The organism is Actinomadura macrotermitis, assembly GCF_009604375.1.
Classification (GTDB): Bacteria; Actinomycetota; Actinomycetes; order Streptosporangiales; family Streptosporangiaceae; genus Spirillospora; species Spirillospora macrotermitis.
On the sequence record NZ_WEGH01000007.1, the window covers coordinates 259,851 to 286,094 of the forward strand.

The window sequence follows — 26,244 nt, forward strand, 5'->3', positions numbered from 1 at the left end:
GTCAGCCGGCCGCCGCGCGCAGCCGCAGGAACGCGCGCATCACCGGCCGCAGGCTCGGGATGAGGTCGAAGCCGGCCACCTCGGCGAGCGGCACCCAGCGCGGCTCGCACAGGTGGTCCGACGGCGTCTGGTTGGCCAGCGACACCTCCAGGGTGACCGGCCGGCAGTGCCGGGCGGCCGCGACGACCCGGACCCGGCCGCCCGGCATGACCCACTGCCACAGGTGGAACGGCGGCCCCGGATCGATCCTCAGGCCGACCTCCTCCCACACCTCGCGGCGGATGTGGTCGTCCAGGTCGGCGTCGGCGGCGACCTCCAGCCGGCCGCCCGGCACCTCCCAGCGGCCCGGCTGGTAGGGGTCGGACGCGGCCTTGCGCACGAGCAGCAGGCGGTCGCCGTCCAGGATGAAGGCCTTCTGCGCGAATTCCAGCGTGGTCGGGGGAGCGGTGGTGAAAGCGGGCATCGCACGGAGATCTTTCCGTTCGACCGACCCCGGCGGTCCGTCCTGTCCTTCACCGTAACAAGCCGGGCCGGACCCGCCACGGTCGCGCGGCGGCGACAAGACCCTCACCCGTGGCGGGCGCCCCGTCCGGGCCTGGTGAAGCGCCCTTCCCGATGGTGTAGGCTGGACCTCTGACCGGCCCGACGTGGGCGCCTCGCGGCGACCGCACCGGGCGCACAAGCGGAGGCCACCTCCCACCTGACCGGCCGCGAGGCTGGAGGGTACCGGTCCGGCGTGCGGGTTCGCCCGTACCGCCGCAGTCCGTGTCGTCTTCGGCGACGCGGCGACCGAAGGTGGCCTCGCATGGGAGTCGTGCGGGGCTTTTTGCGTGAAAGGCCCAGGGGTACGACCGGTCCGAAGAACCTGGAACGTACGGCCCCTAGGAGGTCCCATCAGCGCCGAACCGCGTATCAACGACCGCATTCGCGTGCCCGAGGTCCGGCTCGTCGGCCCGAACGGCGAACAGGTGGGCATCGTCCCCATCGCCAAGGCCCTTGAGCTCGCGCGTGAGTCGGACCTCGACCTCGTCGAGGTGGCGCCCACCGCGCGCCCGCCCGTCGCCAAGCTCATGGACTACGGCAAGTTCAAGTACGAGTCCGCGATGAAGGCGCGTGAGGCGCGGAAGAACCAGGCGCACACGGTCATCAAGGAGATCAAGCTCCGGCCGAAGATCGACCCGCACGACTACGAGACCAAGAAGGGTCACGTGGTGCGGTTCCTCAAGGCCGGGGACAAGGTCAAGGTGACCATCATGTTCCGTGGTCGTGAGCAGTCCCGCCCCGAGCTGGGCTTCCGGCTGCTGCAGCGGCTGGCCGACGACGTCGAGGAGCTCGGCTTCGTGGAGTCCCGCGCCAAGCAGGACGGCCGTAACATGATCATGGTGCTTGGTCCGCACAAGAAGAAGGCCGAGGCCAAGGCCGAGGCCAAGGCCGAGCGCGCCGCCGCCCGCGGCGGTGCCGCCGAGGCGGAGCCGGACGCCGGCATCGCCTGAGGCCGGGCCACCCGGGCCGGTCCTCCGGCCGGCTCGGTCCGACCCGGCCATGGTCGGGTCGGCACGCACGTACACCTAGTCTGACCAGGCGCACTCCACGTGTCCTGTGGAGCGCGTCCGATCAGGCACGCCCGGATGCCGGACGCGTCCGGGCGATCGAGTGAGGGAGACGACGGCGACCATGCCGAAGACCAAGACGCACAGCGGCGCCAAGAAGCGGTTCAAGCTGACCGGCTCCGGCAAGGTGATGCGCCGCCGCGCCAACAAGAACCACCTTCTTGAGCACAAGCCGACCAAGCGCACCCGCCGCCTGGACGGCCCGGCCGTGGTGTCGCCCGCCGACACCAAGAACATCAAGAAGCTGCTGCGCAAGTAGCCCCCGACCAGCAACCCGTACGACCTGCCGAGGCCCGCAAGGCCCCGGCCACCACGAAGGAGTTCATCACGTGGCACGCGTGAAGAGGGCGGTCAACGCCGCCAAGAAGCGTCGGGTCGTCCTGGAGCGGTCGAGCGGCTACCGCGGCCAGCGGTCGCGCTTGTACCGCAAGGCCAAGGAGCAGCAGCTCCACTCCATGACCTACGCCTTCCGGGACCGCAAGGACCGCAAGGGCCAGTTCCGCCGGCTGTGGATCCAGCGCATCAACGCCGCCGCCCGCGCCAACGGCATGACCTACAACCGCTTCATCCAGGGGCTGAAGGCCGCCGAGGTCGAGGTCGACCGCCGCATGCTGGCCGAGCTGGCCGTGAACGACGCCGCCGCGTTCGCGGCGCTCGTCGAGGTCGCCAAGGCCGCGCTGCCCGCCGAGGGCAGCGAGGCCGCCTGAACCGGCCGAAGGTAGCAGGCGTCATGGCGGGCCGCGAGCTGACCTCCCTCCGATCACCACGGGTGAAGGCCGCTCGCCGGCTCGCCAAACGCACCTTCCGGCACCGCGAGCGCCGGTTCCTCGCCGAGGGGCCGCAGGCGGTGCGCGAGGCCCTGCGCATCCCGGGGGGCCTCACCGAGCTGTTCACCACGGCCGAGGCCGAGAACCGGCACGCCGACCTGGTGCAGGCCGCCGAGGCGGCGGGCGTGCCGGTGCTGCGGGTCAGCGGCGAGGTGATGGCCGAGCTCGCCCAGACCGTCACCCCGCAGGGGCTGCTGGCGGTCTGCGGGTTCGTCGACGCGCCGCTGGCCACCGCGCTGGCGGCGTCGCCCCGGCTGGTCACCGTGCTCGCGCACGTGCGCGACCCCGGCAACGCCGGCACGGTGCTGCGCACCGCCGACGCCGCCGGCTCGGAGTCGGTGGTGTTCACCGACGCCTCGGTCGACCCCTACAACGGCAAGTGCGTGCGCGCCTCGGCGGGCAGCCTGTTCCACCTGCCGGTCGTGGTCGGCCCCCGGTTCGACACCCTGATCCCCGAGCTGAAGCAGGCGGGCCTCACCGTGCTCGCCGCCGACGGGGCGGGGGAGCGGACCCTGGACGAGGCCATCGACGACGGCACCCTGGCCAAGCCCACCGCGTGGGTCTTCGGCAACGAGGCCTGGGGCCTGCCCGAGGAGATCCTGCGGCTCGTCGACGACGTCGTCCGGGTACCGATCCACGGACATGCCGAGAGCCTGAACCTGGCGACCGCCGCCGCGGTCTGCCTGTACGCCTCGGCCCGCGCCCAGCGCGCCTGAGGCGCGCGCGTCCACCGGCCGCCGCTGCGCCGGCGCTGACCGCAAACGGTCGCGCCGGGCGGCTTCTTCCCGGTTGTGACCTGCGAGGATAGTGTCACGCGCAGTGACGTGCGGGGCGAACGGGCCGAGGTCGTCCGAAGGTAGGAGAGCGAAACCGGCCCGGCGGGGGATCCGAGCGCCGCCCCGGGTGCCTAGCGTGTTCGGCAAGGGCGGCGACGACGCCGTGCGAATGGGGGCTGACGGAGAATGGCCGAGGACAACGGGACCGCGATCAGGCGGCCGCACCGGCGGGGGCCGGGCGTGCGCTGCCGCGCGGGGGCGGGCGCGCCGGCCGGGCGGGCCGTGCGGACGGCGCCGCCCGCCGGGCTGGAGATCACGGTGACCCGCGCGCACGGCGCGGTCGCGGTGGTCGCCGTCGCCGGCGAGATCGACCTGCACACCGCCGACGCGCTGCGCGCCCGGCTGACCGAGCTGCACGACGCGGGCCACCGGGGGCTGGTCGTCGACTTCGCCGCGGTGCCGTTCTGCGACGCCGCCGGGCTCGGCGCGCTGGTCGCCGCGCACAACCGGGTGGCCGGCCGCGGCGGGGAGATCCGGCTCGCCCGGCTGCGCCGCGCGCAGGAGCGGCTGGTGCGCATCACGGGACTGCACGCCCTGTTCGCCCTGCACGACGACCTGGACGAGGCCGTCGCCGAAGCCACAAAAGCCTTGCCGTAGGGAGCTTTCCGGGTCCCGGAGGGCCCCGGTCTACGGGTAGGGTCTCTACTCGACAGGCCGCGTTCTCACCGGTGTTCTGGAGGCCGTTGTGGGCGAAGAGGATTCCCCGCACGTGCCGCAGCGCATGCCCGCCGGGGCGGCCTCGCCCGACGACCTGCCCGACGGGCTGCTGGTCGCCGACGAGACCGGCCGGGTCGTGGTCTTCAACGCCGCCGCGCAGCGCATCACCGGCGTTCCCGCCGGCGACGCGCTCGGCGGCGACTTCCGCGAGGTCCTGCCGCTGCACGACGCCGAGGGCCGCGACTGGTGGCGGTGCGTGGCCCCCTACGAGGGGCTGTCCACCCGCACCCGCCACCCCGAGCGCGCGCTGTTCCTGCCCGGCGGCGCCGAGGTCCTGGTCACCGCCGCCTACCGGCGCGACGAGCGCGGCCGGGTGGTGCGGTTCAGCGTCGCGCTGCGCGACGCGCTGCAGCGGGCCCGCCAGGAGCGCGACCGCGCCGACCTGGTCTCCACCGTCGCGCACGAGCTGCGCTCCCCGCTGACCAGCGTCAAGGGCTTCACCGCCACGCTGCTGGCCAAGTGGCACCGCTTCAACGACGACCAGAAGCGGGTCATGCTGGAGACCGTCAACGCCGACGCCGACCGGGTGACCCGGCTGATCACCGAGCTGCTGGACGTGTCGCGGATCGAGTCGGGCCGGCTGGAGATGCACCGCCAGGTCGTCGACCTGCCCGCCGAGATCCGCAAGGTCATCGCGGGCCGGGTCGCGGCCGGCGACCCCGCGGACCGGTTCCGGTTCGAGCTGTCGGGGGAGCTGCCGGAGCTGTGGCTGGACCCCGACAAGGTCGATCAGATCTTCGGCAACCTGCTGGAGAACGCGGTGCGGCACGGCGCTGGTACTGTCACCATCGTGGTGGAGCCGGACGCGCACAAGGAGGGGGCGGCCGTGTCGGTACGCGACGAGGGCGAGGGCATTCCGCCCGAGGCCGCCTCGCGTGTCTTCCGGCGGTTCTGGCGCGGGCCCGGCGGCAACCGCCGTGGCGGCACCGGGCTCGGCCTGTACATCGTGAAGGGCCTGGTCGAGGCCCACGGCGGCACCATCACCGTGCAGCGCGCGCCCGGCGGCGGCGCAGAGTTCCGATTTACCATGCCCGCCGGGGCCCCCGACCACGCCGTCTGAGCACATTCGGCCGGGCACGAGGGGCACCGCGCGGGCCGCACCCGCCGTCCTTTTCCGGATCTTTCCTGCCCGCGCACTAGACTGCCGGGCATCCCATGCCGACCGGAGTCATCACACCACCATGTCTGCACCCAACAAGTCCTACGACCCCGTCGAGGTGTCCGCGCTGCAGCCGGACGAGCTCGACGGCGCGCGTGACGCGGCCCTCGCGGCCATCGCCGGCGCCGCCGACCTCGACGCACTCAAGCAGGTCCGCCTGGCGCACGCCGGCGACCGCTCCCCGCTGGCCCTGGCCAACCGCGAGATCGGCGCGCTGCCGCCGCAGGCCCGCGCCGAGGCGGGCAAGCGCATCGGCGCGGCCCGCGGCGCGGTGTCCACGGCGCTGAAGGAGCGCCAGGCCGAGCTGGAGGCCAAGCGCGACCAGCGCGTGCTGGTCGAGGAGAGCGTCGACGTCACGCTGCCCTGGGACCGCGCGCCGAAGGGCGCCCGGCACCCGCTGACCACGCTGCAGGAGCGGATGGTCGACGTGTTCGTCTCGATGGGCTTCGAGGTCGCCGAGGGGCCCGAGGTCGAGGCCGAATGGTTCAACTTCGACGCGCTGAACTTCACGCCCGACCACCCGGCCCGCTCCATGCAGGACACCTTCTTCGTGGAGTCGGAGGAGTCCGGCCTGGTGCTGCGCACCCACACCTCGCCGATGCAGATCCGCTCGCTGCTGTCGCGCGACCTGCCGGTGTACGTGGTGGGCCCCGGCCGCACCTTCCGCACCGACGAGCTGGACGCCACCCACGCCCCGGTCTTCCACCAGCTGGAGGGCCTGGCGGTGGACGAGGGCCTGACGATGGCCGACCTGCGCGGCGGCATCGACGCGTTCGTCGCGGGCATGTTCGGCGAGGGCCTGACGGTGCGGATGCGCCCGTCGTACTTCCCGTTCACCGAGCCGTCGGCCGAGGTCGACATGCAGTGCTTCGTGTGCCGGGGCGCCTCGGTGGAGCCGGGCGCGGACCCGTGCCGCACCTGCGGCTCGGAGGGCTGGATCGAGATCGGCGGCTGCGGCATGGTCAACCCGCGGGTGCTGGTGGCCTGCGGCGTCGACCCCGAGCGCTACAGCGGCTGGGCGTTCGGCCTCGGCGTGGAGCGGACGCTGATGTTCCGCCACGGCGTCGAGGACATGCACGACATGGTGGAGGGTGACACGCGCTTCACCCTTCCGTTCGGGATGGAGATCTGATGCGCGCCCCGCTTTCCTGGCTGCGCGAGCACGCCGAACTGCCCGCCGGCGTGACCGGCCGCGAGCTGGCCGCCAAGCTCATCGACGCGGGCCTGGAGGTCGAGACGGTCGAGCAGGCCGGTGCCGACATCACCGGCCCCATCGTGGTCGGCGAGGTGCTGACCATCGAGGAGCTGACCGGCTTCAAGAAGCCGATCCGCTACTGCACCGTCAACGTCGGGCAGGCCAACGGCACCGGCGAGCCGCAGCAGATCGTGTGCGGTGCGACCAACTTCGCGGTCGGCGACCGCGTCGTGGTGATCCTGCCGGGCGGCGTGCTGCCCGGCGGGTTCCGGATCGGCAGCCGCAAGACCTACGGGCGCATGTCCGAGGGCATGATCTGCTCGGTCACCGAGCTCGGCATCGGCGACGACCACGCGGGCATCCTGGTGCTGCCGCCGGACACCGAGATCGGCGCCGACGCGATCGGGCTGCTCGGGCTGCGCGAGGACGTCCTGGACATCGCCGTCACGCCCGACCGCGGCTACTGCCTGTCGATCCGCGGCCTGGCCCGCGAGGCCGCCACCGCCTACGGCGTGCCGTTCACCGACCCCGCGCTGGTCGAGCCGCCCGCCGAGGAGGGCGGGTCCTACCCGGCGGCGATCGCCGACCCCGCGGGCTGCGACCGGTTCGTGCTGCGCGAGGTGCGCGGCCTGGACCCGTCCGCGCAGACCCCGATGTGGATGCGCACCCGCCTGTTCCGCGCCGGGGTGCGGCCGGTGTCGCTCGCGGTCGACGTCACCAACTACGTGATGCTGGAGCTCGGCCAGCCGCTGCACGCCTTCGACCGGGCCAAGCTGACCGGCCCGATCGTGGTGCGCCGCGCCGCGGCGGACGAGAAGCTGGAGACCCTGGACCACCTCACCCGGACGCTGGACGCCGGCGACCTGCTGGTCACCGACGACTCGGGGCCGATCGCCCTGGCCGGCACGATGGGCGGCCTGGCCACCGAGATCGACGAGACGTCGGCCGGCATCGTGATCGAGGCCGCGCACTTCGACGCCGTCGCGGTGGCCCGCCAGGCGCGCCGCCACAAGCTGCACAGCGAGGCGTCGTACCGGTTCGAGCGGGGCGTGGACCGCGAGCTGCCGCTGCGCGCGTCGCGGCGGGCGGCCGAGCTGCTCGCCGAGCTCGGCGGCGCCGAGATCGTCCCCGGCGTCACCCACGCCGAGGAGCCGGTGCCGGCCCGCACCGTCACGATGGCCGCCGACCACCCCGACAAGGTCGCGGGCGTCGGCTACGGCCGCGACACCGTCGTGCGGCGGCTGGAGCAGGTCGGCTGCGCCGTCGCGGGCGGCGACGTCCTCACGGTGACGCCGCCGACCTGGCGCCCCGACCTGACCGACCCCAACGACCTGGCCGAGGAGGTGCTGCGGCTGGAGGGCTACGAGGCCATCCCGGTCCGCGCGCCGCGCCCGGTCGCGGGCCGCGGCCTCACGCCGCGGCAGCGGCTGCGCCGCCGGGTCGGCCGCGCCCTCGCCGGCGCCGGCTACGTCGAGGCGCTGAACTTCTCGTTCGCCGCCGAGAAGGACTGGGACGCCCTGCAGCTCCCGGCGGGCGACGCGCGCCGCGACGCGCTGCGCCTGGCCAACCCGCTGTCGGAGGACGAGCCGCTGCTGCGCACCACGCTGCTGCCGGGCCTGCTGAAGACCCTGGCGCGCAACGTGGGCCGCGGCATGAGCGACGTCGCCCTGTTCGAGGTCGGCGTGGTGTTCCGGCCGCGCCCGGACGCGCCGAAGACCGCGCCGCGCCTGGCCGTCGACCGGGGCCCGACGCCGGAGGAGATCGCGTCGGTGGACGCCGCGCTGCCCGACCAGCCGCTGCGCGTCGGCGCGGTGCTGGCGGGCGACCGCCGCCCGGCCGGCTGGTGGGGCCAGGGCGAGCCGGCGAACTGGGCGGACGCGATCGAGGCCGCCCGCACGGTGGCCCGCGAGGCCGGCGTGGAGCTGACGGTCAAGGCCGACCAGCACGCGCCCTGGCACCCGGGCCGCTGCGCCGCGCTGTACGCGGGCGGCACCCTCGTCGGCCACGCCGGCGAGCTGCACCCGCGCACGATCAAGGCCTACGGGCTGCCGCCGCGCACCTGCGCGATGGAGCTGGAGCTGCGCGGGCTCGGCGAGCCGGTCGCGCCGCGCGCGACGCACGTGACGACCTACCCGGTCGCCACCCAGGACGTCGCGCTGATCGTGGCCGGCGCCGTCCCGGCCGCCGAGGTCGAGTCGGCCCTGCGCGAAGGCGCGGGCGAGCTGCTGGAGTCGGTCCGGCTGTTCGACGTCTACACCGGCGAGCAGGTGGGCGAGGGCCGCAAGTCCCTGGCCTACACGCTGCGGTTCCGCGCGCCGGACCGGACGCTGACCGCCGAGGAGGCCGGCGCCGCCCGCGACGCCGCCGTCGCGGTGGCCGCCGATCGCACCGGCGCGGTCCTGCGCGGCGCGTAACGCCCCACCGCCGGGGCCGCCCGCACCTTCGGGTGCGGGCGGCCCTTCGGCTTTTCCGGGAGCCGGCAGAAACCTCTTGAGTCGCAGCAGTGGCTTGGGTATAATTCCAGGGTCTTATCGTCGCCCGGTAGGGGAGTCCATTGAAGAACTGAGGTCGAGACGCCGCGCTGTGGCCGTTTCCGGCTCGCGCACGTGACCTCAGTTGTGGACCCCTGTTGTCCCGGGCTTTTTTCATGCCCGCAGGTGCGCTCCGCGGTGTCTCCACGTGTCCTTTTCCTTCTTCGACGCGTTGTGGAGCCGCCCTATGTCTTTCGCCATCGTCTGTTCCGATCTCTCTTTCGCCTGGCCCGACGGCACCGTCGTCCTGGACGGCCTGGACGCCGCGTTCGGCGTCGGCCGCACCGGCCTGATCGGCGTCAACGGGTCGGGGAAGTCCACCCTGCTCAAGCTGGTCGCCGGGGAGCTGAGCCCGTCGTCGGGCACGGTGAGCGTGGCGGGGGAGATCGGCTACCTGCCGCAGAACCTGCCCCTCGGCACCGCCCGCACCGTCGCGGACCTGCTCGGCATCTCGGCGGCGCGCACCGCGCTGCATGCGATCGAGCGGGGCGAGGCGACCGAGGAGAACTTCGCTCTCGTCGGCGACGACTGGGACGTGGAGGAGCGGGCCCGCGCCGAGCTGGACCGGCTCGGCCTGGACCGGCTGGACCTGGACCGCACCGTGGCGACGCTGTCGGGCGGCGAGACCGTGATGGTCGGGCTGGCCGCGCTGTTCCTGGCCCGCCCGGACGTGCTGCTGCTCGACGAGCCGACCAACAACCTCGACCTGGACGCCCGGCGCCGCCTGCACGACGCCGTCGCGTCCTGGCCGGGCGTGCTGGTGGTGATCAGCCATGACCGGGAGCTGCTGGAGCTGGTCGACGAGATCGCCGACCTGCGCGACGGCGCCGTCCGCTCGTTCGGCGGCAACCTGCCGGCCTACGAGGAGCTGCTGGAGGTGGAGCGGGAGGCGGCCGAGCGGATGGTCCGCGCCGCCGAGACCGACGTGCGCCGCCAGGAGCGCGAGCTGGCCGACGCCCACGTCAAGCTGGCGCGCCGCGCCCGCTACGGCAGGAAGATGTACGAGAACAAGCGCGAGCCGAAGATCATCATGCAGGAGCGCAAGCGGCAGCAGCAGGTCTCGGCCGGCAAGCACCGCCTCATGCACGAGGACCGGCTCGCCGGGGCCCGCGAGCGGCTCACCGAGGCCGAGGAGACGGTGCGCGAGGACGCCGCGATCCGGGTGGAGCTGCCCGCGACCGAGGTGCCGGCCGGCCGCGCCGTGCTCGCCGTCGCCGCGCCGCGGGCCGCCGAGCCCGAGCCGGCCACCCTGGAGGAGCTGGTCGTGCAGGGGCCGGAGCGGATCGCGCTGGTCGGCCCCAACGGGTCGGGCAAGACCACGTTCCTGCGCCGGCTGCTGGAGGAGCCGCCGAAGGTCGCCGCCCGCTACCTGCCGCAGCGCCTGGACGTGCTCGACGACGACCTGAGCGTCGTCGACAACGTCCGCGCCGTCGCCCCCTCGGCGTCGGTGAACGAGATCCGGGCCGGGCTCGCCCGGTTCCTGTTCCGCGGCGCGCGCGCCGAGCAGCCGGCCGGCACCCTGTCGGGCGGCGAGCGGTTCCGCGCGGTGCTGGCGTCGCTGCTGCTGGCCGAGCCCGCCCCGCAGCTGCTGCTGCTGGACGAGCCGACCAACAACCTCGACCTGGCCAGCGTCCGCCAGCTCGCGCAGGCGCTGGAGGCCTACCAGGGCGCGCTGATCGTGGTCAGCCACGACCTGCCGTTCCTGCGCGGCATCGGGATCACCCGTTGGCTGCGCCTGGACCGGCAGGCCGGGCTCACCGAGGCCGAGCCGATGTGAGCGTCCCGAACCAGGCGAGCGTGGCGGGCAGCCCCGCGAACAGGGTGCCGAAGTGCCGGGTGCCCGGCCCGAAGTCGACCGACGAGGGCCGGGCGCCCGCGGCGCGCAGCGCCCGCAGGCAGGCGCGGGTGTTGCGGTAGGTCACCTGCTCGTCCCCGGAGGCGCCGAACAGCCGGACCGGGACCCGCGGCCGCCAGCCGCAGGTCCCGTCGGCCTCGCGCATCGCCCGCGCCAGGACGCCGGAGGGGTGCCGCAGCCGGGCGATGTAGGACGGCGTCAGCAGCGCCCGCAGGTTCCCCGGCAGGTGCGGGCCGATCTCCTCGAAGTCCTTGCGGCCGTCGAACAGCTTCTCCACACGGCTCGCGTAGGGCTCCTTGAAGACCTCGGAGGGCTTGCGGTACAGGCCGTACATCCGCTGCCAGGTCACGGTGACGTAGGCCGTGTAGAACACCGACGTCCGCGCGTCGAGCCCGGTCCCCTTCCGCAGCGACTCGGGGATCTGCTGGTGCCGGATGTCGTAGGGGCCGCTCACCGGCGCGAGCGCCCGCAGCCGCAGATAGGGGTCGGCGCCGCGCTGCAGCTCCCGGCCGAGGGCCATCGCGGCCTGCCCGCCCTGGGAGAAGCCGGTCAGCAGGACCTCGCGCTCCAGCCGCCGTCCGTGCGCGGCGGCCACCGCGCGGGCCGCGCGCAGCAGGTCCAGGGAGGCGCTCGCCTCGGAGGCGGCGTGCCCGTAGGGGTGGAAGCCCGGCCCGAGGCCGAGCCCGAGGTAGTCGGGCGCGACACCGGCGTACCCGGCGCCCGCGTAGTAGATCGCCGCGACGCGGCCCTGGCCGTCCTCGGCGACCGACCCGGCGATGTCGCGGGCCGCGTGCGTGCCGTGCGCGAAGCCGACGGCACGCACCGCGCCGCGCCCGTCCGGCAGCGCGACGACGCCGCTGGCGGTCGTGGGCCGCCCGCCCGGGGTGATCGTCCGGTAGACGACCCGGTAGGCGGTCACGGCGTGCCGCGGCCGCGGCGAGCCGAGCACGGGATGGACGTCCGCCAGGTAGGCGCGGACCCGGTCCGGCGCCATGGCCGCGACCGGTTCGGCGGACACGACGGCGCCCCGCCCGGTGGGGGCCGGGCGGGGCGCGGCGGACGCGGCGGTGGGCGTGGTGGCGCACGCGGCGGTGAGCCCCGCCACCAGTAAGGACGATGTTCTCTTCATGTCACGGAACGCTAGGCGGCGTCCGTGCGCGTCCCCAGGGGCTTACGCCCCGGCCCGGGGGTGGACTTGGGGACACCCCGTCAGGTGAGCACGCGGCGGGTGAAGGTGCGGGTGGCGAACCAGGTCAGCACGGCGGTGCCGATGACGAGCACCGGGCCGTACGCCCAGAACGACATGTGGCCGACCTGCGGGGTGAGCGCGGCGCGCAGCCCCTCGCTCACGTACACCATCGGGTTGACCAGCACCGTGATCTGCAGCCAGCGGACGTGCTCCAGCGCGGCCCACGGGTAGTAGACGCAGCCGAGCATGGACATGGGCAGCAGGACCAGCGCGAACAGCATCTGCATCTTCTGCGGGTCCATCAGGGTGCCGAGCAGCAGCCCGCCCGCCGCCGACAGGAGCGACCCCATGATCATGACCAGCACGAACAGCGGCCAGTCGTCGATGTGCACCCGCGGCGCCTGCCCGTCGGCGTGGATCAGCAGCACGGCGGGCAGCACCAGCAGCCCGCCGATGAGGGCCTGCAGCGCCGCCGCCACGATCTTCTGGATCGCCAGCAGCGGGACCGGCAGCGGGGCGAGCGCCCGGTCGGTGATCGAGCGCTGCCACGACAGCTCCATCATCAGCGGGAACACCACCGCCATCATGCCCTGCATGACGACCGAGGAGGCGATCAGGCCGGGCACCAGGATGGTGGAGAACGCCGGGCCGCCGGCCCGCCCGCCGGCCTGCCCGGCGAACGACGCGCCGCCCGGGCCGATCTTGGGCAGGACGTAGGCGAACACGAAGACGAACAGCACCGGCTGGATGATGACGCGGGCGAAGGTGGAGACGAAGTTCTTGCGCATGACCCGCACCTCGCGGGCCATCATCGCCAGGAAGGTGCGCGGCAGCGTCGGGCGCGGCGCGGCCGCCGGGGCGAGGGGGCCGCTCGTGTCGATTCCGGTGGCGCTCATTCTCGGTAGTCCCGTCCGGTCAGGGTGAGGAACACGGTCTCCAGGCTGGGCCGCAGCTGCGAGGCGTCGGTGACGCCGACGCCGGCCGCCGCGCCGGCGGCGACGAGCTCGGCGAGCAGCCCGTCGGGGGAGCGGGCGAACACCCGCACCTGCGCGCCGGTCACCTCGACCTTGCCGATGCCCTCGCGCTCGCTCAGCTTGCGCACGCCCTCGGGCACGTCGCCGTCGTAGGTGACGGTGATGACGGTGTCGGCGCCCGCCGAGGACTTCAGCTCGGGCACGGTGCCGCTGGCCAGGACCCGGCCGTGGTCGACGACCGCGACCCGGTCGCACAGGGCCTCGGCCTCTTCCATGTAGTGGGTGGTGAGCAGGGTGGTCTGCCCGCCGGCCTGCAGCTCGCGCAGCACCTCCCACAGGTTGACGCGGGTCTGCGGGTCCAGGCCGGCGGTCGGTTCGTCCAGGAACAGCACCTCGGGCCGGTGCACCAGCGCGCGGCAGATCATCAGCCGCTTGGCCTGGCCGCCCGACAGCTCGAACGGGGTGCCCGTCCGCCGGTCGGTCAGGTTGAACATCTCCAGCAGCTCGTCGGCGCGGCGGCGCGCGTCCTTGGCGCCGAGGCCGAAGTAGCGGCCGCGGAACTCCAGGTTCTCGACGGCGGTGAGCTCGTTGTCCAGGGTGTTGTTCTGCGACACCATGCCGATGCGCCGCTTGACCGCGACGGCGTCGCGGGTGACGTCCAGGCCGCAGACGCGGGCCTGCCCCGACGTCGGGACGACCAGCGTCGTCAGCATGCCGATGGTGGTGGACTTGCCCGCGCCGTTCGGGCCGAGCAGCCCGAAGAACTCGCCGGGCGCGACCGCCAGGTCGACGCCGCGCACGGCGGGCACGTCGCCGCGCGGGCCGGTGTAGGTCTTGTGCAGGTCCACCGCGCGGACCGCCGCTTCGGCGGCCGGTGGTTCGCCGGCCGGTGGTTCGGGGGCCGGTGGTTCGGGGGCCGGTGGTTCGGGGGATGGTGCGCTCATGTGCAGTTCCCGTCGGTGAGGGCGTCGAAGCGTTCGATGAGCCGGAGCAGGAACCGGCGGACGGCGGGCTCGTCGGCCTCGTCGACCACGTCGTACAGGCTCCGCAGATCGGGGGCGACCGCCTGGCCGGTCAGTTCGACCACGGCGAGCCCGGACTCGGTGATGTGCAGCCGGACGCCCCGCCGGTCGGCGGGGTCGCGGCGCCGTTCCAGGTTCCCCGCGCGTTCCAGGGTGTCGGCGACGGTGGTGACGGTCGCCGGGGTGATCATCAGGCGGCGCGCGGCCTCGCCGGCCCGCAGCCCGTCCTGGCCGGCCAGCATGCGCAGCAGCAGGTAGCCGGTGGGACTGACGTCGTGCCGTTCGAGCATGCGGAAGAACACCGGGCCCGACATCCGCGCCGCCACCGCGAACAGGCGGCCGATCGGCCATTTCTCCATCGGGCCGAGCTCGGTCAGGTCCCCGAAGCCGAGATCGCGCAACTCCATGGATTCATCCTTAGGGATCAGATCATCAGTCGTCAAGTATTTAGCTCACTAAGCATATTCGGCCGTCCCACATAGTGAGAGGTTGCGGTCCCGGCTTTGAATACTCATTCGCCCTCATGCATACTCTTACTCATCATCATGAAGGGCGGGGCGACATGGGAATCCGGGCGGCGGTGGCCGGCGCCAGCGGGTACGCGGGCGGCGAGATCCTGCGCATCCTCGCGGGGCACCCCGAGTTCGAGATCGAGACGGTGACCGCGGGCGGCAACGCCGGCACCGAGCTGGGCGCGCACCAGCCGCACCTGCGCTCGCTGGCGGACCGGGTGCTGGCCGAGACCACCCCCGAGACCCTGGCCGGGCACGACGTGGTCTTCCTCGGCCTGCCGCACGGCCAGTCCGGCCCGCTCGCCGAGCGGCTCGGCGACGACGTGCTGGTGGTCGACTGCGGCGCCGACTTCCGGCTCGCCGGGGCCGACGACTGGACCCGCTTCTACGGCACCCCGCACGCCGGCACCTGGCCCTACGGCCTGCCCGAGCTGCCGGGCCAGCGCGAGATCCTGCGCGAGACGCGCCGGATCGCGGTCCCCGGCTGCTACCCCACCTCGGTCACCCTCGCGCTGTTCCCGGCGTTCGCCGCCGGGATCGCCGAGCCCGACGTGGTGGTCGTCGCCGCGTCCGGCACCTCCGGCGCGGGCCGCGCGCCGAAGCCGAACCTGCTCGGCAGCGAGGTCATGGGCTCGGTCTCGGCCTACGGCGTCGGCGGCGTGCACCGGCACACCCCCGAGATGATCCAGAACCTCAGCGCGGTCGCGGGGGAGCCGGTGACGGTGTCGTTCACCCCGACGCTCGCCCCGATGAGCCGCGGCATCCTGGCCACCTGCACCGCCAAGGCCCGGCCCGGCGTCACCGCCGCGTCGCTGCGGGCCGTCTACACCGATGCCTACGCCGGCGAGCCGTTCGTGGAGCTGCTGCCCGAGGGGCAGTGGCCCGCGACCGCCATGACGCTCGGCGCCAACACCGCCCTCGTCCAGGTCGCCCACGACGAGGCCGCCGGCCGCATCGTCGTGGTCGCCGCCATCGACAACCTCACCAAGGGCACCGGCGGCGGTGCGGTGCAGAGCGCCAACATCGCCCTCGGCCTGCCCGAGCAGCTCGGTCTCACCACGATCGGAGTGTCCCCTTGAGCGTCACCGCCCCCCAGGGGTTCCGCGCCGCCGGCGTCGTCGCCGGCCTGAAGGACAGCGGCGCCCGCGACCTGGCCCTGGTCGTCAACGACGGACCGTCGCGCGCGGCGGCCGGCGTGTTCACCGCCAACCGCGTCAAGGCCGCGCCGGTCCTGTGGACCGAGCAGGTCGTCCAGGGCGGCCGCGTGCACGCGGTCGTGCTGAACTCCGGCGGCGCCAACGCCTGCACCGGCGCCCCCGGCTTCCAGGACACCCACGCCACCGCCGAGAAGGTCGCCGCGGCGCTCGGCGACTCGGCCGGCGAGGTCGCGGTCTGCTCCACCGGCCTGATCGGCGTGCGGCTGCCCATGGACCGGCTGCTGCCGGGCGTGGACGCCGCCGCCGCGGAGCTGTCGCGCGGCGACGGCGGGCTCGCCGCCGCCGACGCGATCCGCACCACCGACACCGTCGCCAAGATCGCCTTCCGGCAGGGCGAGGGCGGCTACCGGATCGGCGGCATGGCCAAGGGCGCCGGCATGCTCGCCCCGTCCCTGGCGACCATGCTGTGCGTCATCACCACCGACGCCGACCTGGACGCCGCCGCGCTGGACCGGGCGCTGCGCGCCGCGACCGGCGTCACCCTGGACCGGCTGGACTCCGACGGCTGCATGTCGACCAACGACACCGTGCTGCTGCTCGCCTCCGGCGCCACCGGCGTCACCCCCGGCGAGGCCGAGTTCACCGCGCTGCTCACCGACCTGTGCCAGGACCTCACCCGGCAGCTGCTGGTGGATGCCGAGGGCGCCTCCAAGGCCATCGCCATCGAGGTCGTCGGCGCCGCCAGCGAGGCCGACGCGGTCACCGCGGGCCGCGCGGTCGCCCGCAACAACCTGCTGAAGTGCGCCATCCACGGCGAGGACCCCAACTGGGGCCGGGTGCTGTCGGCGGTGGGCACCACGGACGCGGTCTTCGAGCCCGACCAGCTGAACGTCGCCGTCAACGGCGTGTGGGTGTGCCGGGGCGGCGCGGTCGGCGACGACCGCGACAAGGTCGACCTGCGCCCCCGGGACGTGACGATCACCGTCGACCTGTCGGCGGGCCCGCACAGCGCGACCGTCTGGACGACCGACCTCACGGCCGCCTACGTCCACGAGAACTCGGCGTACTCCACATGAGCGGCGCGGAGTCGATGAGCCTGGTGAGCGGCGCCCGGATGCGCAAGAACCGGGCCGGGGTGATGTCCAAGGCCGAGACGCTGATCAAGGCCCTGCCGTGGCTGGAGCGGTTCCACGGCACCACCGTCGTCATCAAGTACGGCGGCCACGCGATGACCGACGAGGAGCTGCGCCACTCCTTCGCCGAGGACGTGGTGTTCCTGCGCTACGCCGGGCTGAAGCCGGTGATCGTGCACGGCGGCGGCCCGCAGATCAACGCGGCGCTGACCAAGGCCGGCATCGAGTCGACCTTCACCGCCGGGCTGCGGGTGACCACGCCCGAGGCGATGGAGGTGGTGCGGATGGTGCTGGTCGGCCAGGTCGGCCGGGACGTCGTCGGCCTGATCAACCGGCACGGCGCGTTCGCGGTCGGCATGTCCGGCGAGGACGCCAACCTGTTCGTCGCCGAGCGCAAGCACGCGATCGTCGACGGCGAGCCGGTCGACATCGGCCAGGTCGGCGAGATCGTCGAGGTGCAGGTCGGCGCGGTGAAGGCGCTGCTGGACGACGGCCGCATCCCGGTGGTGTCCAGCGTCGCGCGCGGCGACGACGGCGAGGTCTACAACGTCAACGCCGACACCGCCGCCGCGGCCCTGGCCGTCGCGCTGGACGCCACCAAGCTGGTCGTGCTCACCGACGTGGAGGGCCTGTACGCCGACTGGCCCGACAGCGACGACGTGATCGACAGCCTCACCACCGACGAGCTGGCCGCGCTGCTGCCGGGCCTGTCGGCCGGCATGGTGCCGAAGATGGAGGCGTGCCTGCACGCGGTGCGCGGCGGCGTCCCGCAGGCGCACGTGCTGGACGGCCGGGTGCTGCACTCGCTGCTGCTGGAGATCTTCACCGACGAAGGAATCGGGACCATGGTCCTGCCGAGCCCCCCGGGAGCCCCGGTCTCATGACCCGCAACGACGACCTGAAGGCGCGGTACGAGGCCGCGTTCATGCCCAACTACGGCGTGCCGCCGCTCGCCCTCGCGCGCGGCGCGGGCAGCACCGTGTGGGACGTGGACGGCAACGCCTACCTCGACCTGATCGCCGGCATCGCGGTCAGCTCCCTCGGCCACGGCCACCCGGCCCTGGCCGAGGCGGTCGCCGCGCAGGCGGCGGCCCTCGCGCACACCTCGAACCTGTTCCTGCACGAGCCCGAGGTGCGCCTCGCCGAGAAGCTCGTGGAGCTCGCCGGCGGCGACGCGAGGGCCTTCCTGACCAACAGCGGCACCGAGGCCAACGAGTGCGCGCTGAAGCTGGCCATCAAGTACGGCAAGACCCACGGCCGGTCCTACTTCGTGGCGACCGAGAACGGCTTCCACGGCCGCTCGATGGGCGCGCTGTCGCTGACCGGCAAGCAGTCGATCCGCGAGCCGTTCGGCCCGTACGCCCTCGACGTGCGGTTCGTCCCCTACGGCGACGCCGCCGCGCTGGAGGCCGCCGTCACCGCCGACTGCGCCGCGGTGTTCCTGGAGCCGACGCAGGGCGAGGCCGGCGTCGTCCCGCCGCAGCCCGGCTACTTCGCCGCGGCCCGGCGCGTCTGCGACGCCACCGGCGCGCTGTTCGTCGCCGACGAGATCCAGTCCGCGATCGGCCGGACCGGCGCCTGGTTCGCCTTCCAGCACGAAGACGCCCGCCCCGACGTCCTCACCCTCGCCAAGGGCCTCGGCGGCGGCCTGCCGGTCGGCGCGTGCCTGGCGTTCGGCGCGCACGGCTCGATCTTCGCCAAGGGCGACCACGGCTCCACCTTCGGCGGCAACCCCGTCAGCGCCGCCGCCGCCCTCGCGGTGATCGCCACCATCGAGGCCGACGGCCTGCTGGACCACGTCACCGAGGTGGGGGAGATCCTCACCGAGGGCGTCGCCGCCGTCGACCACCCGCTGCTGGCGGGCGTGCGGGGCCGGGGCCTCTGGCGCGCGCTCGTGCTCACCGCCGCCAAGGCCGGCGCCGTCGAGGCCGCCGCCCGCGCCGCCGGGTTCCTGGTCAACGCCGTCCAGCCCGACGCGATCCGGCTCGCCCCGCCGCTGATCCTCACCGCCGCCGAAGCCCGCGCGTTCGCAGGAGCCCTCCCCGCGATCCTCGACGCCGCCGACAAGGAGAACTGACCGATGACCCGGCACTTCCTGCGCGACGACGACCTCACCCAGGCCGAGCAGGCCGAGGTCCTGGACCTCGCCGCCGCCATGAAGCGCGACCGGTTCGCCCGCCGGCCCCTCGCCGGCCCCCGGTCGGTCGCGGTGCTGTTCGACAAGCCCTCCACCCGCACCCGCGTCTCCTTCGCCGTCGGCATCGCCGAGCTCGGCGGCAACGCCCTGGTGATGGACGCCGGCAGCAGCCAGCTCGGCCGCGGCGAGTCCATCGCCGACACCGCCCGGGTGCTGGAGCGGCAGGTCAGCGCCATCGTGTGGCGGACCGCCGGGCAGGAGCGGATCGAGGAGATGGCCGCCGGCACCACCGTCCCGGTCGTCAACGCCCTCACCGACCTGTTCCACCCGTGCCAGATCCTGGCCGACCTGCAGACCGTCCGCGAGGCCAAGGGCGACCTGCCCGGCCGCACCCTCGCCTACTTCGGCGACGGCGCCAACAACATGGCCCACTCCTACCTGCTCGGCTGCGCCACCGCCGGCATGCACGTGCGGGTCGCGCACCCCGCCGAGCTGCCGCCGGACGCCGCCGTCGTCGCCCGCGCCACCGAGATCGCCGCCGCCACCGGCGGCTCGGTCACCGTGACCGACGACGCCAAGGCCGCCGCCGAGGGCGCCGACGTCCTCGCCACCGACACCTGGGTGTCGATGGGGCAGGAGGGCAAGGACACCGCCCTGTACGAGCCCTACGCCGTCGACGAGGCGCTGCTCGCCCTCGCCGCGCCCGGCGCGGCCGTGCTGCACTGCCTGCCCGCCTACCGCGGCAAGGAGATCGCCGCGTCCGTCCTGGACGGCCCGCAGAGCCTGGTGTGGGACGAGGCCGAGAACCGGCTGCACGCGCAGAAGGCCCTGCTGACCTGGCTGCTGGAGAAGACCGCGCCATGACCACACCGATGACCAAGGCCGCCCGGCACGCCAAGGTGATCGAGCTGCTGACCCGCCACCCCGTCCACTCGCAGGGGGAGCTGGCCAAGCTCCTGGCCGACGCGGGGCTGGAGGTCACCCAGGCCACCCTGTCGCGGGACCTGGTCGAGATCGGCGCGGTCAAGCTGCGCGCCGACGACGGCAGCCTCATCTACGCCGTGCCGGGCGAGGGCGGGGACCGCATCCGGCGGGCCCGCACCGGCGCCGCCGAGACCTTCGGCGGCCGGCTGTCGCGGCTCGCCGCCGAACTGCTGGTCTCGGCCGAGGCGTCGGCCAACCTGGTCATCGTGCGCACCCCGCCCGGGGCCGCGCAGTACCTGGCCTCGGCCATCGACCACGCCGAATGGCAGAGCGTCCTCGGCACCGTCGCGGGCGACGACTCGATCCTGGTCATCGCGCGCGCGCCCGACGGCGGGGAGGACCTCGCGCAGGCCCTGCTCCGGCTCGCCGCCGGCCGCGAGCGACGAAGCTAGGGGCGGCAGCGCCCCCGCCTCCGGCCTCGTCGTACGGCCCGTACGGCACCCCATCCGCACCGCACACTTTTCACACGGGAGACACAAGATCATGAGCGAGCGCGTCGTACTCGCCTACTCCGGCGGCCTGGACACCTCCGTCGCCATCCCCTACCTCGCCGAGCAGACCGGCGGGGAGGTCATCGCGGTCGCCCTGGACCTCGGCCAGGGCGGCGAGGACATGAACGTCATCCGCGAGCGGGCCCTCGCCTGCGGCGCCGTCGAGTCGATCGTGGTGGACGCCAAGGAGGAGTTCGCCCGCGACTTCTGCGTCCCGGCGCTGCAGGCCAACGCCCTCTACATGGACCGCTACCCGCTGGTGTCGGGCCTGTCCCGGCCGCTGATCGTCAAGCACCTGGTCGCCGCGGCCCGCCAGTTCGGCGGCACCGTGGTCTCGCACGGCTGCACCGGCAAGGGCAACGACCAGGTCCGCTTCGAGGCCGGCCTGTCCGCGCTGCACCCCGAGCTGAAGGTCATCGCCCCGGCCCGCGACTACGCCTGGACCCGGGACAAGGCCATCGCCTTCGCCGAGGAGAAGGGCCTGCCGATCGAGGTGTCGGCCAAGTCGCCCTACTCCATCGACCAGAACCTGTGGGGCCGCGCCGTCGAGACCGGCTTCCTGGAGGACATCTGGAACGGGCCGATCGAGGACCTGTACGACTACACCGCCGACCCCGCGCAGCCGCGCGAGGCCGACGAGGTCGTCGTCACCTTCGCCGGCGGCGTCCCGGTCGCGCTGGACGGCCGCGCCCTCACCCCGTTCCAGATCATCGACGAGATGAACAAGCGGGCCGGCGCCCAGGGCATCGGCCGGATCGACATGGTCGAGGACCGGCTCGTCGGCATCAAGAGCCGCGAGGTCTACGAGGCCCCCGCCGCGATCGCGCTGATCACCGCGCACATGGAGCTGGAGAACGTCACCGTCGAGCGCGACCTGGCCCGCTTCAAGCGGTCGGTCGACCAGCGGTGGGGCGAGCTCGTCTACGACGGCCTGTGGTTCTCGCCGCTGAAGGGCGCCCTGGACGCCTTCATCGCCGACGCCCAGCAGCACGTCTCCGGCGACATCCGGCTGCGCATGCACGCCGGCCAGGCCGTCGTCACCGGCCGGCGCAGCGGCGCCTCGCTGTACAGCTACGACCTGGCCACCTACGACACCGGCGACACCTTCGACCAGAGCCTGGCCAAGGGCTTCGTCGAGCTGTGGAGCCTGCCCAGCAAGATCGCCGCGATGCGGGACCGCGCGCAGGGCTGACGGCCCCGCGGGAACGGGTGATCCGGGCAGACCGGATCACCCGGCCCGGCGCGTGGTTTGGCACGGCCCCCGTGCGGGGTGTATCCGTGCAGTGGAAGCAACGTCCAGCGGTGGGAAGAAGAGGAATCTCGTGACCAAGGCACCGACGCGTCTGTGGGGCGGCCGGTTCGAAGGCGGCCCGTCCGACGCGCTCGCGCGGCTCTCGGTGAGCGTCCAGTTCGACTGGCGGCTCGCCCCCTACGACCTGATGGGCTCGCGCGCGCACGCTCGCGTCCTCAACCGGGCGGGGCTGCTGACCGACGACGAACTGACGCGCATGCTCGGCGCCCTCGACGACCTGGAGGAGGCGTGCCGCTCGGGCGAGTTCCGCCCCACCGTCGCCGACGAGGACGTGCACACCGCCCTGGAGCGCGGCCTGCTGGAGCGCCTCGGCGCCCTCGGCGGCAAGCTGCGCGCCGGCCGCAGCCGCAACGACCAGGTCGCCACCGACCTGCGGCTGTACCTGCGCGACCACGCCCGGCAGATCGTCAGCCGCCTGGTCGAGCTGGAGACCGCCCTCATCGCGCAGGCCGAGCACAACCTCGGCGTCGCCGCGCCCGGCATGACCCACCTGCAGCACGCCCAGCCGGTGCTGTTCTCGCACCAGCTGCTCGCGCACGTCCAGCCGCTCACCCGCGACATCTCCCGGCTGCGCGACTGGGACAGGCGCGCCTCGGTGTCCCCGCTCGGCTCGGGCGCCCTCGCCGGCTCCTCGCTGCCGCTGGACCCGCAGGCCACCGCCGCCGAGCTCGGCTTCGACGCCGCCGCGCCCAACTCCATGGACGCCGTCAGCGACCGCGACTTCGTCGCCGAGTTCCTGTTCGCGGCCGCCCTCGTCGGCGTGCACCTGTCGCGGCTCGGCGAAGAGGTCGTGCTGTGGGCCTCGCAGGAGTTCCGCTGGATCGAGATGGACGACACCTACGCCACCGGGTCGTCGATCATGCCGCAGAAGAAGAACCCCGACGTCGCCGAGCTGGCCCGCGGCAAGGCCGGCCGCCTCATCGGCCACCTGGTCGCGCTGCTCACCACCCTCAAGGGCCTGCCGCTCACCTACAACCGCGACCTGCAGGAGGACAAGGAGGGCGCCTTCGACGCCGTCGAGACCCTGCTGCTGGTGCTGCCCGCCATGTCCGGCCTCATCGCCACCATGCGCGTCAACACCGAGCGGCTGGAGGCGCTGGCCCCCGACGGCTTCGCGCTCGCCACCGACCTCGCCGAGCTGCTGGTGCGCCGCGGCGTGGCGTTCCGCGACGCGCACGAGGTCGTCGGCCACCTGGTCGTGTGGTGCCAGGTCAACGACAAGGACTTCGACGACCTCACCGACGAGGAGCTCGGCAAGGTGTCGCCGCACCTCACCCCCGACGTCCGCGAGGTGCTGAACGTCAAGGGCGCGCTGGCCTCCCGCAAGGCCTACGGCGGCACCGCGCCCGAGCGCGTCCGCGAGCAGCTGGAGTCGCTGCGCGCCCAGGTCAACGAGCACGCCGCGTGGGCGGCGGGCAACGAGTCCTGACCCGGCCGGGGGCGCCGGACGGTACCGTGATCGTCCGGCGACCCCCAGGTGGAGGACCATGACCGCGACACCCCTGCCTCGCGACTTCTTCGACCGCCCCGTCGACGAGGTCGCCCCGGCCCTGCTCGGCCGCGTCCTCGTCCACGCCACGCCCGAGGGCGAGGCCGCGGTGCGGCTCACCGAGGTCGAGGCCTACGCGGGCCCGCTCGACCCGGCGTCCCACTCCTACCGGGGGCGCACCCCGCGCAACGACGTCATGTGGGGGCCGCCCGGCCACGCCTACGTGTACTTCACCTACGGCATGCACTTCTGCGTGAATCTGGTCTGCGGCCCGGACGGCATGTCCTCGGCCGTCCTGCTGCGCGCCGGCGAGATCGTCGCCGGGCAGGACCTGGCGCAGGCCCGCCGGCCCCGCTCCAGCGTCCGCGACCTGGCGCGCGGGCCCGCGCGCCTCTGCCAGGCCCTCGCCATCGTCCGCGAGCACAACGGCCTGGACGTCTGCGACCCCGCCTCCACCCTGCGCATCCTGGACGGCGTCCCCGCCGACCCCGCCACCGTGCGCACCGGGCCGCGCACCGGCGTCAGCTCCGCCAAGGACACCCCCTGGCGGTTCTGGATCGACGGCGACCCCTCCGTCTCGCCCTACCGCGAGCACGTGCCCCGCAAGCGCCGGCCGGCCGGCCGTGCCTGAGCGCCTCGCCGGCCTGGTCATCGGCCTGGTGACCGCGACCCTGCTGACGACCCTCGCCCTCTGGGCCGACGCGCAGACCACCGACCGCAAGCTGATCGGCAAGGCCGTCCAGCCCGCGACGATCGCCTACCCCGACGAGTCGGTCCACTACGCCGGGGTGTTCGAGGCGCGCACCGGGGTCTTCGGCCGCCACCGCCCCTACGAGCTGGTCGTCGGCCACGACCCCGGCCTCACCTACGGCCACCTGGTCGAGCTGGAAGTGCTCGACAGCCGGCCCGTCCTCGCCGGCGCCGACTGGCGGCCCGAGGGCGTCCGGCTGCGCTTCGCCTCCGGGCACGAGGTGTTCGTCCCGGCGCGCGCCTTCATGTACGGCCGGTGAGCCGCCCGAATACCGTTACCGTTGACGCCGTTCCATCGGGCACCCTGATGGACGTACCCGAAGCAAGCCGGAGACGAGGAAGAACGTGACCGACATCCTGGACGATCTCGCCTGGCGCGATCTGATCGCGCAGTCCACTGATCAGGGTGAACTGCGAGCGCTGCTCGCCGCGGGGCCGGTCACGCTCTATTGCGGGTTCGACCCGACGGCGCCGTCGCTGCACCTCGGCAACCTCATCCAGATCCTCACCCTGCGCCGCTTCCAGCAGGCCGGCCACCGGCCCATCGGCCTGGTCGGCGGTGCGACCGGGCTCATCGGCGACCCGAGCGGCAAGAGCGCCGAACGCGTCCTGAACTCCGCCGAGACCGTCGCCGGCTGGGTCGAGCGCATCCGCGGCCAGGTCTCGCGCTACCTGGACTTCGACGACGGCCCGACCGGCGCCACCATGGTCAGCAACCTGGACTGGACCGGCCCGATGACGGCCATCGAGTTCCTGCGCGACATCGGCAAGCACTTCCCGGTCAACAAGATGCTGGCCCGCGACACCGTCAAGAGCCGCCTCGACACCACCGGGATCAGCTACACCGAGTTCAGCTACGTCCTGCTGCAGTCCATGGACTTCCTGGAGCTGTACCGCCGCTACGGCTGCGTCCTGCAGACCGGCGGCAGCGACCAGTGGGGCAACCTCACCGCGGGCGTCGACCTCATCCGCCGCGCCGAGGGCGGCAGCGCGCACGCCCTGACGACGCCGCTGCTCACCAAGGCCGACGGGACCAAGTTCGGCAAGACCGCGGGCGGCGAGACCTACTGGCTCGACCCCGAGCTGACCTCGCCCTACGCCTTCTACCAGTTCTGGATCAACGCCGACGACCGGGACGTGGACAAGTTCCTCAAGGTCTTCTCCTTCCGCTCCCGCGAGGAGATCGAGGCGCTGCTGAAGGAGGGCGCCGAGCGGCCCGCGGCACGCACGCCGCAGCGCGCGCTGGCCGAGGAGATGACGACCCTGGTCCACGGCGCCGACGAGACCGCCCGCGTCATCGCGGCCTCCCGCGCCCTGTTCGGCCAGGGCTCCCTGGAGGAGCTGGACGAGCGCACCCTGCGGGCCGCCCTCGCCGAGGTGCCCCGCGTCGAGCTCGCCCCCGGCGAACTGCCGCCGGTGGCCGACCTCCTGGCGTCCTCGGGCCTCTGCAAGAGCAAGTCGGAGGCCCGGCGGACGATCGCCCAGGGCGGGGCCTACCTGAACAACGCCAAGGTGGAGTCCGAGGAGGCGGTGCCGGCGGCGGAGGACCTGCTGCAGGGGCGCTTCCTGGTGCTGCGGCGCGGCAAGCGCAACATCGGCGGCGTCGAGGTCGTCCGTCCCTGAGCGCGTGGCCTGAGGTGCCCGTCCGGACCGCTCCGGACGGGCATCGGCCATCGAACGGGAAAACTTAGGTAGATCCACGTCACAGTGGCGTCACGGGAGAAGCCTTAACCCGGTGTTCATCCCCTTGAAACCGCTGGTCAGCGGAGGTTTCAAGGGGCGGTGAGCCCGATTTGACGGTCCTGCGGGAGCGACCTAATGTTCTACCTGCCCTACGGGGGAGCGGGACGCCGAACGAGGCGGCCGGCCCCGGGGGAACTCCACAGGCAGGACGGGCGGGAATTCTCACGCCCTGAACCCGATGGAGACCGAAACGCCCGAAGTTGAACAAATCGGACGAATCGGATAAGCTTGAAGAGTTGCCCCGGAGCTTGGACCTGCGGAAGTAGGTCGGGCGCGGTGGGTGTCCGTTTCTTGAGAACTCAACAGCGTGTTAAAAGCCAGTGCCTTTAACGATCGAGCACAGACTCGATCACCCCGTGCCGGCTGTCCTTCGGGATGGTTGGCAGGGATTTCTTTGAGGCAAGTCGGCCACTGTAGCGGTGGTCGCATTTGCTGGGATTTCGATCCTTTCAAGGTTTGGCGGTTCTGGGGTTCGCCCCCTGGGGTCGTCGCGATGGACCTTAATGGAGAGTTTGATCCTGGCTCAGGACGAACGCTGGCGGCGTGCTTAACACATGCAAGTCGAGCGGAAAGGCCCCTTCGGGGGTACTCGAGCGGCGAACGGGTGAGTAACACGTGAGC

The 26,244-nt window shown here is 73.3% G+C and carries 25 protein-coding genes and 1 rRNA gene; 21 read left to right on the plus strand and 5 right to left on the minus strand.

Features of this window, described 5'->3' with window-relative positions; genetic code table 11:
- Nucleotide 1 precedes the first annotated feature (1 nt).
- Complete coding sequence (locus tag ACRB68_RS39525; protein ID WP_153542042.1) at nucleotides 2–463, minus strand: NUDIX domain-containing protein; 462 nt, start codon at nucleotides 461–463, stop codon at nucleotides 2–4.
- Nucleotides 464–830: 367 nt separating this feature from the next.
- On the opposite strand from ACRB68_RS39525, the gene infC reads away from it, so the two are divergent.
- From infC to ACRB68_RS39570, 9 genes are all read left to right on the plus strand, one after another.
- A complete protein-coding gene (gene infC, locus ACRB68_RS39530) occupies nucleotides 831–1,493 on the plus strand; it encodes a translation initiation factor IF-3 (RefSeq protein WP_328595345.1) in 663 nt (220 codons plus the stop codon).
- Nucleotides 1,494–1,674: 181 nt separating this feature from the next.
- Complete coding sequence (rpmI, locus tag ACRB68_RS39535) at nucleotides 1,675–1,869, plus strand: 50S ribosomal protein L35 (protein ID WP_153542043.1); 195 nt, start codon at nucleotides 1,675–1,677, stop codon at nucleotides 1,867–1,869.
- A 70-nt stretch (nucleotides 1,870–1,939) separates the two neighbouring features.
- A complete protein-coding gene (rplT, locus tag ACRB68_RS39540; RefSeq protein ID WP_328595346.1) occupies nucleotides 1,940–2,317 on the plus strand; it encodes a 50S ribosomal protein L20 in 378 nt (125 codons plus the stop codon).
- Between the two features lie 23 nt (nucleotides 2,318–2,340).
- A complete protein-coding gene (locus ACRB68_RS39545) occupies nucleotides 2,341–3,153 on the plus strand; it encodes a TrmH family RNA methyltransferase (RefSeq protein ID WP_153542045.1) in 813 nt (270 codons plus the stop codon).
- A 246-nt stretch (nucleotides 3,154–3,399) separates the two neighbouring features.
- Complete coding sequence (locus tag ACRB68_RS39550) at nucleotides 3,400–3,870, plus strand: STAS domain-containing protein (RefSeq protein ID WP_153542047.1); 471 nt, start codon at nucleotides 3,400–3,402, stop codon at nucleotides 3,868–3,870.
- A gap of 124 nt (nucleotides 3,871–3,994) precedes the next feature.
- On the plus strand, nucleotides 3,995–5,050 hold the full coding sequence (locus ACRB68_RS39555) for a sensor histidine kinase (protein ID WP_153542157.1): 1,056 nt from the start codon (nucleotides 3,995–3,997) through the stop codon (nucleotides 5,048–5,050).
- A 121-nt stretch (nucleotides 5,051–5,171) separates the two neighbouring features.
- Nucleotides 5,172–6,281 carry a phenylalanine--tRNA ligase subunit alpha gene (gene pheS / locus ACRB68_RS39560; protein WP_153542049.1) on the plus strand — a complete coding sequence of 370 codons (1,110 nt, stop codon included), beginning with the start codon at nucleotides 5,172–5,174 and terminating at the stop codon, nucleotides 6,279–6,281.
- Nucleotides 6,281–8,758: a phenylalanine--tRNA ligase subunit beta gene (gene pheT, locus ACRB68_RS39565; RefSeq protein ID WP_153542052.1), complete on the plus strand. Its 2,478-nt coding sequence runs from the start codon at nucleotides 6,281–6,283 to the stop codon at nucleotides 8,756–8,758. The genes pheS and pheT overlap by 1 nt, the downstream gene beginning before the upstream one ends.
- Nucleotides 8,759–9,062: 304 nt before the next feature.
- Nucleotides 9,063–10,652, plus strand: coding sequence for an ABC-F family ATP-binding cassette domain-containing protein (locus tag ACRB68_RS39570; RefSeq protein WP_153542054.1), 1,590 nt, complete (start codon nucleotides 9,063–9,065; stop codon nucleotides 10,650–10,652).
- Here ACRB68_RS39570 and ACRB68_RS39575 read toward each other — a convergent pair.
- The 4 genes from ACRB68_RS39575 to ACRB68_RS39590 form a co-directional block, all read right to left on the minus strand.
- On the minus strand, nucleotides 10,630–11,859 hold the full coding sequence (locus ACRB68_RS39575) for an alpha/beta hydrolase (RefSeq protein ID WP_153542056.1): 1,230 nt from the start codon (nucleotides 11,857–11,859) through the stop codon (nucleotides 10,630–10,632). The two genes, ACRB68_RS39570 and ACRB68_RS39575, sit on opposite strands and share 23 nt — an antisense overlap.
- Nucleotides 11,860–11,939: 80 nt before the next feature.
- Entirely contained in the window at nucleotides 11,940–12,815 is an 876-nt protein-coding gene (locus ACRB68_RS39580; protein ID WP_153542058.1) for an ABC transporter permease, read from the minus strand.
- The gene (locus tag ACRB68_RS39585; protein WP_153542059.1) at nucleotides 12,812–13,837 is read right to left on the minus strand and encodes an ABC transporter ATP-binding protein; all 1,026 of its coding nucleotides are present in this window, start codon (nucleotides 13,835–13,837) and stop codon (nucleotides 12,812–12,814) included. Before ACRB68_RS39585 ends, ACRB68_RS39580 begins: the two co-directional genes overlap by 4 nt.
- On the minus strand, nucleotides 13,834–14,322 hold the full coding sequence (locus ACRB68_RS39590; RefSeq protein WP_153542061.1) for a MarR family winged helix-turn-helix transcriptional regulator: 489 nt from the start codon (nucleotides 14,320–14,322) through the stop codon (nucleotides 13,834–13,836). Before ACRB68_RS39590 ends, ACRB68_RS39585 begins: the two co-directional genes overlap by 4 nt.
- 155 nt (nucleotides 14,323–14,477) lie before the next feature.
- Between ACRB68_RS39590 and argC the strand changes: the two genes are divergently transcribed.
- The 12 genes from argC to ACRB68_RS39650 form a co-directional block, all read left to right on the plus strand.
- Nucleotides 14,478–15,506, plus strand: a complete 1,029-nt coding sequence (gene argC, locus ACRB68_RS39595; protein WP_153542063.1) for an N-acetyl-gamma-glutamyl-phosphate reductase — start codon at nucleotides 14,478–14,480, stop codon at nucleotides 15,504–15,506.
- Entirely contained in the window at nucleotides 15,503–16,660 is a 1,158-nt protein-coding gene (gene argJ, locus ACRB68_RS39600) for a bifunctional glutamate N-acetyltransferase/amino-acid acetyltransferase ArgJ (RefSeq protein ID WP_153542065.1), read from the plus strand. Before argC ends, argJ begins: the two co-directional genes overlap by 4 nt.
- 38 nt (nucleotides 16,661–16,698) lie before the next feature.
- A complete protein-coding gene (gene argB, locus ACRB68_RS39605; RefSeq protein WP_153542159.1) occupies nucleotides 16,699–17,601 on the plus strand; it encodes an acetylglutamate kinase in 903 nt (300 codons plus the stop codon).
- Complete coding sequence (locus ACRB68_RS39610) at nucleotides 17,598–18,794, plus strand: acetylornithine transaminase (protein ID WP_153542067.1); 1,197 nt, start codon at nucleotides 17,598–17,600, stop codon at nucleotides 18,792–18,794. Before argB ends, ACRB68_RS39610 begins: the two co-directional genes overlap by 4 nt.
- 3 nt (nucleotides 18,795–18,797) lie before the next feature.
- A complete protein-coding gene (argF, locus tag ACRB68_RS39615) occupies nucleotides 18,798–19,718 on the plus strand; it encodes an ornithine carbamoyltransferase (RefSeq protein ID WP_153542069.1) in 921 nt (306 codons plus the stop codon).
- Nucleotides 19,715–20,230 (plus strand): arginine repressor, encoded by a 516-nt coding sequence (locus ACRB68_RS39620; RefSeq protein WP_153542071.1) that lies wholly within the window; start codon nucleotides 19,715–19,717, stop codon nucleotides 20,228–20,230. Before argF ends, ACRB68_RS39620 begins: the two co-directional genes overlap by 4 nt.
- 91 nt (nucleotides 20,231–20,321) lie before the next feature.
- Nucleotides 20,322–21,521, plus strand: coding sequence for an argininosuccinate synthase (locus ACRB68_RS39625; protein ID WP_153542073.1), 1,200 nt, complete (start codon nucleotides 20,322–20,324; stop codon nucleotides 21,519–21,521).
- Nucleotides 21,522–21,651: 130 nt separating this feature from the next.
- Complete coding sequence (argH, locus tag ACRB68_RS39630; protein WP_328595347.1) at nucleotides 21,652–23,070, plus strand: argininosuccinate lyase; 1,419 nt, start codon at nucleotides 21,652–21,654, stop codon at nucleotides 23,068–23,070.
- Nucleotides 23,071–23,128: 58 nt separating this feature from the next.
- Nucleotides 23,129–23,761: a DNA-3-methyladenine glycosylase gene (locus tag ACRB68_RS39635; RefSeq protein ID WP_153542075.1), complete on the plus strand. Its 633-nt coding sequence runs from the start codon at nucleotides 23,129–23,131 to the stop codon at nucleotides 23,759–23,761.
- Nucleotides 23,754–24,140: a hypothetical protein gene (locus ACRB68_RS39640; RefSeq protein ID WP_153542077.1), complete on the plus strand. Its 387-nt coding sequence runs from the start codon at nucleotides 23,754–23,756 to the stop codon at nucleotides 24,138–24,140. Before ACRB68_RS39635 ends, ACRB68_RS39640 begins: the two co-directional genes overlap by 8 nt.
- Nucleotides 24,141–24,225: 85 nt before the next feature.
- Nucleotides 24,226–25,503, plus strand: a complete 1,278-nt coding sequence (gene tyrS / locus ACRB68_RS39645; RefSeq protein ID WP_328595348.1) for a tyrosine--tRNA ligase — start codon at nucleotides 24,226–24,228, stop codon at nucleotides 25,501–25,503.
- 620 nt (nucleotides 25,504–26,123) lie between these two features.
- Nucleotides 26,124–26,244 (plus strand): 16S ribosomal RNA (locus tag ACRB68_RS39650); the annotation flags it as partial.

Excerpts from the sequence above, each read along its gene's own strand:
- ACRB68_RS39550 (WP_153542047.1), top strand. The coding sequence starts at position 3,400 with ATGGCCGAGGACAACGGGACCGCGATCAGGCGGCCGCACCGGCGGGGG.
- argB (WP_153542159.1), top strand. The coding sequence starts at position 16,699 with ATGCGCAAGAACCGGGCCGGGGTGATGTCCAAGGCCGAGACGCTGATC.
- ACRB68_RS39525 (WP_153542042.1), bottom strand. The coding sequence starts at position 463 with ATGCCCGCTTTCACCACCGCTCCCCCGACCACGCTGGAATTCGCGCAG.
- ACRB68_RS39590 (WP_153542061.1), bottom strand. The coding sequence starts at position 14,322 with ATGGAGTTGCGCGATCTCGGCTTCGGGGACCTGACCGAGCTCGGCCCG.
- ACRB68_RS39585 (WP_153542059.1), bottom strand. The coding sequence starts at position 13,837 with ATGAGCGCACCATCCCCCGAACCACCGGCCCCCGAACCACCGGCCCCC.
- argF (WP_153542069.1), top strand. The coding sequence starts at position 18,798 with ATGACCCGGCACTTCCTGCGCGACGACGACCTCACCCAGGCCGAGCAG.
- ACRB68_RS39580 (WP_153542058.1), bottom strand. The coding sequence starts at position 12,815 with ATGAGCGCCACCGGAATCGACACGAGCGGCCCCCTCGCCCCGGCGGCC.
- pheT (WP_153542052.1), top strand. The coding sequence starts at position 6,281 with ATGCGCGCCCCGCTTTCCTGGCTGCGCGAGCACGCCGAACTGCCCGCC.
- ACRB68_RS39545 (WP_153542045.1), top strand. The coding sequence starts at position 2,341 with ATGGCGGGCCGCGAGCTGACCTCCCTCCGATCACCACGGGTGAAGGCC.
- argC (WP_153542063.1), top strand. The coding sequence starts at position 14,478 with ATGGGAATCCGGGCGGCGGTGGCCGGCGCCAGCGGGTACGCGGGCGGC.
- ACRB68_RS39555 (WP_153542157.1), top strand. The coding sequence starts at position 3,995 with ATGCCCGCCGGGGCGGCCTCGCCCGACGACCTGCCCGACGGGCTGCTG.
- ACRB68_RS39610 (WP_153542067.1), top strand. The coding sequence starts at position 17,598 with ATGACCCGCAACGACGACCTGAAGGCGCGGTACGAGGCCGCGTTCATG.
- ACRB68_RS39635 (WP_153542075.1), top strand. The coding sequence starts at position 23,129 with ATGACCGCGACACCCCTGCCTCGCGACTTCTTCGACCGCCCCGTCGAC.
- ACRB68_RS39620 (WP_153542071.1), top strand. The coding sequence starts at position 19,715 with ATGACCACACCGATGACCAAGGCCGCCCGGCACGCCAAGGTGATCGAG.
- rpmI (WP_153542043.1), top strand. The coding sequence starts at position 1,675 with ATGCCGAAGACCAAGACGCACAGCGGCGCCAAGAAGCGGTTCAAGCTG.
- ACRB68_RS39625 (WP_153542073.1), top strand. The coding sequence starts at position 20,322 with ATGAGCGAGCGCGTCGTACTCGCCTACTCCGGCGGCCTGGACACCTCC.
- ACRB68_RS39570 (WP_153542054.1), top strand. The coding sequence starts at position 9,063 with ATGTCTTTCGCCATCGTCTGTTCCGATCTCTCTTTCGCCTGGCCCGAC.
- pheS (WP_153542049.1), top strand. The coding sequence starts at position 5,172 with ATGTCTGCACCCAACAAGTCCTACGACCCCGTCGAGGTGTCCGCGCTG.
- ACRB68_RS39575 (WP_153542056.1), bottom strand. The coding sequence starts at position 11,859 with ATGAAGAGAACATCGTCCTTACTGGTGGCGGGGCTCACCGCCGCGTGC.